This is a genomic window from Piscirickettsia salmonis LF-89 = ATCC VR-1361 (assembly GCF_000297215.2).
GTDB lineage: Bacteria > Pseudomonadota > Gammaproteobacteria > Piscirickettsiales > Piscirickettsiaceae > Piscirickettsia > Piscirickettsia salmonis.
Window position 1 is genome coordinate 89927 of record NZ_AMFF02000014.1, and the last position, 6058, is coordinate 95984.

At 41.0% G+C, this 6058-nt stretch carries 7 protein-coding genes and 1 pseudogene; 3 read left to right on the forward strand and 5 right to left on the reverse strand.

Going from position 1 to position 6058, the window contains the following annotated elements; translation table 11 throughout:
* Nucleotides 1–62: 62 nt before the first annotated feature.
* Entirely contained in the window at nt 63–788 is a 726-nt protein-coding gene (locus C200_RS01635; protein ID WP_230391093.1) for a hypothetical protein, read from the reverse strand.
* 150 nt (nt 789–938) lie between these two features.
* Between C200_RS01635 and C200_RS01640 the strand changes: the two genes are divergently transcribed.
* Together C200_RS01640 and C200_RS15310 are read left to right on the forward strand one after the other, a co-directional pair.
* On the forward strand, nt 939–1250 hold the full coding sequence (locus C200_RS01640) for a DOPA 4,5-dioxygenase family protein (RefSeq protein ID WP_032126199.1): 312 nt from the start codon (nt 939–941) through the stop codon (nt 1248–1250).
* 347 nt (nt 1251–1597) lie between these two features.
* Nucleotides 1598–1921 (forward strand): hypothetical protein, encoded by a 324-nt coding sequence (locus C200_RS15310; RefSeq protein ID WP_016211487.1) that lies wholly within the window; start codon nt 1598–1600, stop codon nt 1919–1921.
* A gap of 24 nt (nt 1922–1945) precedes the next feature.
* On the opposite strand, the gene argR is transcribed toward C200_RS15310, so the two are convergent.
* The 3 genes from argR to ubiD are packed head-to-tail and all read right to left on the reverse strand — an operon-like array spanning nt 1946 to nt 4909.
* Nucleotides 1946–2401 (reverse strand): arginine repressor, encoded by a 456-nt coding sequence (gene argR / locus C200_RS01645; RefSeq protein ID WP_016211494.1) that lies wholly within the window; start codon nt 2399–2401, stop codon nt 1946–1948.
* On the reverse strand, nt 2391–3443 hold the full coding sequence (locus C200_RS01650; protein ID WP_016211489.1) for a 2Fe-2S iron-sulfur cluster-binding protein: 1053 nt from the start codon (nt 3441–3443) through the stop codon (nt 2391–2393). The genes argR and C200_RS01650 overlap by 11 nt, the downstream gene beginning before the upstream one ends.
* 2 nt (nt 3444–3445) lie before the next feature.
* Nucleotides 3446–4909 (reverse strand): 4-hydroxy-3-polyprenylbenzoate decarboxylase, encoded by a 1464-nt coding sequence (gene ubiD, locus C200_RS01655; protein ID WP_016211493.1) that lies wholly within the window; start codon nt 4907–4909, stop codon nt 3446–3448.
* Nucleotides 4910–5191: 282 nt separating this feature from the next.
* Here ubiD and C200_RS01660 point away from each other — a divergent pair, with 282 nt between their 5' ends.
* Complete coding sequence (locus tag C200_RS01660) at nt 5192–5488, forward strand: hypothetical protein (RefSeq protein ID WP_016211491.1); 297 nt, start codon at nt 5192–5194, stop codon at nt 5486–5488.
* 260 nt (nt 5489–5748) lie between these two features.
* Here C200_RS01660 and C200_RS15665 read toward each other — a convergent pair.
* Nucleotides 5749–6058: pseudogene (locus C200_RS15665) on the reverse strand (IS701 family transposase); the annotation flags it as partial.

Genomic DNA, 6058 nt, shown 5'->3' on the forward strand with positions numbered 1-6058 from the left:
AAATAGCTTTTGAAGAGCTTAGGCGATTAAAATGTTTATGACCTGTGCGTAAGGTGAGTGCTTTATAGAAAAAAATCAGACGTGATCACTTTTTTTAAGATATTCTTATTCTCACTAAATAACTTTTTCTCAACATTCAACACAAAAGTAGGCCCGATTGACTTTCTTGCTAAGCTATACAATAAATAACCTTGATTACCATTGTACAATTTAAGATCAACCAGCATATAAATAATCGCCACAGGCTCAGACTGGCCCCCAACACCAACTGACACCATCAGTGACCTAGTGCCACTGGCTAATAATTTCACTGACTCGGTTGCAGAATTGCCAAAATAATGTGCTGGCTGCGCTTGCATCTGATTCAATACTGCCAATAAACTCTGACTTTGTTGCAACCGAGTAACGACATGTACATTAACAATATCTAATCTTTGATCCGTTAAATTTTCTAAGCGAATTATTTTCGTTGCATACAATCCAAATGGATATAAATAAGACGTTAACAGACCTAGGCCTGATAAAGGCAAAGATGAAGGAAATACGAGAGATTTAACATAATACTCTTGTAGCTCTAATTTTCCTTGGCGCAATGGTGCTTGCAAAGCAATAGGCAACTGAAAGCTCAGCTGACTATACTGAAACCTGCGCCCAACCTGTGCAATCGCTGTACGATAACACAAAGTACTTAACTTATTCGGGCATGCATACACATGAGGATAATCAGAATAAGGCGCCACTGTTGGCACCGTACTCGCACAACCTGATACCAATAAAATAACAGCCAAAAAAAACGCCAAATATCGCATCACTACATTATAACCCCATGAACCAACAAACAATTATATGAGCCCCATCCCGTTTATTGCAAGTTAGCAAATTCTAGCCATACTCAAAGTAAGCACTAAAAGCACGTAGTGCGAGGAGAATGACACGATATGTATGATTATCACATCCATTTATATTACGACATGAGCACGCGCTCGGTGGCTAAGTTGCTACGCAACAACTTACATACCATGTTAGAAGGTGTTGCTAAAGTCAGTTTATTGCACGACAAACCACCCTACCCTCACCCGCAACCGATGTTTGAAATTGCCTTTCCCAAAGACTTATTACCCAAACTCACGCAGTGGTTTAAAGCCCACCGCAATGGCCTAAGCGTATTACTCCACCCCGTGCAAAACAGCGAAACTGATGCTTATCACAGCAAAGGACGTTGGATGGGCCAGCCGCTCATCTCTGGTTAAATCTCAGCCACAATCACAACCATCCATTGATCCTGAGTGGCTATACCACTTACTATTATTAACTTATTAACATGCAAACTAGACTTAATTTTAGATTTAGATTTAGATTTAAAAACAATGAGAACAACGACTGTTACTAACTTAGTTATATATATTTTCACCTATTTAGCTTATATAACCAGTTTTTTTGTTACTTTTTTATTCACAACACCATCAGCTACAGCCGCAATATTATTTACACTTGGCAAGATACCCAAGGCACCCTATCATTTAGCAATCATGCGCATCCAAACGCAACACCCCTAGAGTTACCTTCCCCCGTAACACTATCTAGCAACCAACTCACAATGCACACTCAAGACACTAACCCAGCTAGATCCAGTTTAACTATTACCACACCTAGCAATCACCAAACGATTCATCATGCCTCAGGTCGTCTAACGGTAACCGTCCGACCCAAGCCAGGTATTCAATATTATCATTACTACATTGATGGCAGACTGATCAAACGATCAACACAGCCTTCTGTAACTTTATATCACCTTGACCGTGGCCAACATCAATTAAAGGTCATTGCGACCAACAAACTTCATACATTGACCAGCAACACACTGATCTTTTATCTACACAGAACCTCTATTCTTAACAACAACCTGCCCAATCATCATTGATAACTAGTAACTAAAATAACTGGTTTAGTCTATAAACCCTAACAACTGCCTAATTTCTAAATAAAGCTTTTCTATATTTTTAATCGAACGCGGTGATACAAAAATAGCATCATCTCCAGCGAGCGTTCCTAAGATATCACTGTGCTTGGGATGAAAATCAAGCAATCGTGCCACCAATTGAGCGGCTCCTGGACTCGTATGCAAAACCACCATCACTTCGTTATGCTCTATTGATAAGACTAAATGAGCCAGTGCGCTGTCGCTCGCAGGAGGGGATAACTCTTTAGATAACCCATACACCAACCGTCCATCTTTTTGTACTTTAACCGCACCACATTGGCGCAATAAGCGGGAAACTTTAGACTGACTGACAGTAAAGTTTTGGGCTGCAAGTGACCGACAAATCTCTTCCTGACTACTCATGCTTTCATCGCTGAGTAATTGCTGCACAGACTCTAAAATCTTATTTCTATTTTTCATTAAAATCCATAAATTCTAAAAAATCAGAATAAAACTGTGACTTTGGCAAGCCTTTGGCAACACAACCCCAAAAAGCGCACTTGACCATTTCCATTGGCCCGACAACATATACATCAAACCCATGTAAAGTCTCAAAATCATCCAATACTGCCTGATGAATTAAGCCGCGGCGACCGCCCCAACGATCATGCCCTACTGCCTGTGACAATACCGGTACATAACGAAAATATTGATACTCTGCTAGCCAATCTTTCACCTGTTGATGTAAATATAAGCCCTCGCGATGGCGACCACCCCAGTATAAATAAACCGCTGCTTCACTGTCTTTCGCTTTATGGAGAAAAATCTGCTCAAGCAATGCCTTGCACTGAGAAAAGCCGGTCCCACCAGCAATCAGTAACTGAGGCCGTACATTTAAATTTTTAGCAACCACTTGGCCCTTAGGACCGCGAATGCGCAGTTGTTTTTTCTTTGCAGCTTGCTCAAGCACCCAATTACCCCAACTGGGCATCGTGTGCGTTTTACGAATATGCAATTCGATGACACCTGAATACACATGGGGTGCATTGGCAATCGATAAAGGACAGCAAATCTCTTCATTGACAATCACATCGATATATTGGCCCGCTTGATATAAAAAGCTCGCCTCATGCTGCAAAGTCAGACGATAGATATCATCACCCATATTATCCTGGCTTAATACTGTCATTATCACTTCTTGCGTATCAAATTGATCGTTACATGACTGAGGGGGGGTGTACAAGCTATTTCCATCCATTTTTAATATAATATCAGTGGTAATTTTAGCACTACAGGTCAAAACAAACCCTGCCGACTCTTCTTCAGGCAATAAACCAAAAATTTCGATAGCACCATAATCAATCTCACCTGCACTCACTTGACCGCGACAAGCGCCACAGACTCCGGCCTGACAACTAAAAGGCAGATCAATGCCCTGGCGCAACGCCGCGTCAAGAATCGTTTCATCTTCTTCAACATTAAAATAACTATCTGAATTTTCTATTGTTACTTGATTAGGCATCTCTACAACCCAAGATCAGCCCATAAACAGTCAATTTTATTAACCACAGCATCACTCATTATAATTGGCACTCCCCATTCACGACTGGTCTCACCCGGCCATTTATTGGTTGCATCTGAGCCCATTTTTGAACCTAAACCTGATATGGGGGAGGCAAAGTCAAGGTAATCAATCGGTGTATGGTCAATCATTGTCGTATCACGTACTGGATCCATGCGTGTCGTCATCGCCCAAATCACATCCTGCCAATCACGCACGTTGATATCATCATCAACAACAATTACCCACTTGGTATACATGAACTGACGCAAAAATGACCAAACGCCCATCATAACACGCTTAGCATGCCCCGGATATTGCTTTTTAATCGAGACAATCGCCAAACGATAAGAGCAGCCCTCAGGGGGCAAATAAAAATCAACAATCTCAGGAAACTGTTTTTGAATTAATGGCACAAAGACTTCATTTAAGGCAACTCCCAATATCGCAGGCTCATCCGGTGGCCGCCCAGTATAGGTCGTATGATAAATCGGCTGTTCACGCATCGTTATACGTTCAACAGTAAATACAGGAAAACTCTCAACTTCATTATAATAACCGGTATGATCACCAAAAGGGCCTTCTGGAGCGGCATCCTCTGGATCAATATAACCTTCAAGCACAATTTCAGCCCGGGCTGGCACCTCTAGATCATTACCCAAACACTTCACTAATTCTGTTTTATGGCCACGCAATAACCCAGCAAAAGCATATTCTGATAGTGTATCGGGAATTGGCGTCACTGCTGCCAAAATCGTTGCCGGATCACAGCCTAAGGTCACTGCAACAGGAAATTTTTCACCCGGATGCGCTTTACACCATTCTTGAAAGTCCAGCGCTCCCCCCCGATGAGAAAGCCAGCGCATAATGACACGATTTGACCCGATCACCTGCTGGCGGTAAATGCCCATATTCATACGTGGCTTATAAGGACCGCGTGTCGTCACGAGCCCCCAAGTAATTAACGGGCCGGCGTCATCAGGCCAGCAAGTTTGTATCGGTAACGCACTTAAATCCACCTCACTGCCTTCTAAGACAATTTGCTGGCAAGGCGCATTATTCACCTTTTTAGGTGCCATCGTTAAAATTTTCTTAAAGATCGGCAAACTTGCCCACGCCTCTTTTAATCCCTTCGGTGGCTCTGGCTCTTTTAAAAAAGCCAGCAACTGACCGATTTCACGCAACGCCTGAGTATCCTCCGCCCCCATGCCTAAGGCCACACGCTTAACCGTACCAAATAAATTGGTCAGCGCAGGAATGCTAGAGTTCGTCGGCCTTTCAAATAACAGTGCAGGGCCTTCTGCATGCAAAACACGTTGACTCACTTCTGTCATTTCTAAATAAGGGTTAATCTCAGGGCGAATGCGCTTTAGCTCCCCGATCACTTCCAATTGCTCGATAAAATCACGTAAATCACGGTATTGCATGCCTATACTCTAAAACCTTAAATTACCAGAATCCGGCTTATGATACTGCGATCTCCTGCAAATGAAAACCAGCCAGTTTAACCACTAACTTAAAAAACGAATCTAAATTAGGCTTAAACTTAATAGCTACAACTGTAGTTATAGCTATAGTTGTAGTTTTATAGATTTATAAAAATCTAAAAAATAGAAAGCGCTTGCTCATTCCTCAAGTACCGAATAAAAATAACAGGCTACAATAAAACTACAGGACGACATTTATAGTAAAAATCCACAGCAAACTTTATGCACGAATATGAAATCAGCTTAGAGCAATTACCACTATGCACACAATTTATCGTCAGCCTGCCCAAGGTTAATCAAGCAAATTGGTATTTCCGCTGTGAGCGCAGTTTACTTATCGTTGACTTTTATCTTCAGGAAGACAATGAATATATCATGCTATCTCGCCCAATGGCCATGGCTAAAAATCTAATCGTCATCACACTTGATTCACATCAAAAACAAGTGCAAACATTAGCCAACGTCAGTTATAGCATGATCAAAAACTCTGGTGCACTTAAATCACTCTCTTCATCATAACTCTAAATAAAAAACCTTGTTAACTTAGCCGTCAGCAGGCCAACTCAATTGCTCTAAATTATTAACAATTTTTGTGGATAATCATGTGGATAAAATGGGTACAGACATTTTTTACAACTTCCCTCGGAAGTTGATCAAAATTTGACCACGGCCACAGATAAAGCTCACTCAGCCTTCTCTGAATAGACAAACTTAGTTTAGTAACGTTAATATTTAAATATGGCAAGCAAAACAAGTAAAAAACTCACCTTACGCACAGGTCATAAACATTTTAATCGCCTAAGCTCTTCAAAAGCTATTTGATTTGACCGCACAAGTAATTTATATTTGAGTGCAAAGTGGTTAAGTTGTGCTTTTACACTCAATGTTTCTAGTTTACAAAATGCCACGATTGATGCAAAAATATGATTGCATTGTGACCGAACAGTTTTAGTTGGTGATTTTGCTAAACTTGCATTTTGTTTAATCGACTTACGACGTTCTTCAATTTTCCATCGTTTTTGATAGATTTTGTAAAGCCCATTACCATCCGTCTCTAAATCATTTGTTATTAAATAGAGGTGACCTGTT

Excerpts from the sequence above, each read along its gene's own strand:
- argR (WP_016211494.1), bottom strand. The coding sequence starts at position 2,401 with ATGAAAAATAGAAATAAGATTTTAGAGTCTGTGCAGCAATTACTCAGC.
- C200_RS01660 (WP_016211491.1), top strand. The coding sequence starts at position 5,192 with ATGCACGAATATGAAATCAGCTTAGAGCAATTACCACTATGCACACAA.
- C200_RS01650 (WP_016211489.1), bottom strand. The coding sequence starts at position 3,443 with ATGCCTAATCAAGTAACAATAGAAAATTCAGATAGTTATTTTAATGTT.
- C200_RS15310 (WP_016211487.1), top strand. The coding sequence starts at position 1,598 with ATGCACACTCAAGACACTAACCCAGCTAGATCCAGTTTAACTATTACC.
- ubiD (WP_016211493.1), bottom strand. The coding sequence starts at position 4,909 with ATGCAATACCGTGATTTACGTGATTTTATCGAGCAATTGGAAGTGATC.
- C200_RS01640 (WP_032126199.1), top strand. The coding sequence starts at position 939 with ATGTATGATTATCACATCCATTTATATTACGACATGAGCACGCGCTCG.